Here is a 233-nt window from a genome sequence, read left to right as displayed (position 1 = left end):
AACGAGAAGCTGGCCCGCCAGGAGGGGCTGGTGACGCTCTGGGACCTGCCCGATGTCCGCATCAGCATCGGGAAGGGACTGCCCTTCGGCTACCGCTTCCCGGCCAGCGGTACCATCGTGATCGACGACGGGATCGGGCTGGTGCGGGGGGCGCCGCACCCGGAGGCCGGGAGGCGCTTCATCGACTGGGTCGGGGGGCAGGCGGCGGTACTGCTCGCGACGCGGCACGTCTT

1 pseudogene is annotated in these 233 nt (G+C 71.2%); it reads left to right on the top strand.

The features are described from left to right. Positions 1–233 (top strand): annotated as a pseudogene (locus SAZ04_RS23085) (extracellular solute-binding protein); the annotation flags it as partial.

This window comes from Halalkalibacter lacteus, from assembly GCF_036663595.1.
GTDB classification, from domain to species: Bacteria; Bacillota; Bacilli; order Bacillales; family Bacillaceae_D; genus Halalkalibacter; species Halalkalibacter lacteus.
This window is presented reverse-complemented; position numbering and strand designations above follow the sequence as displayed.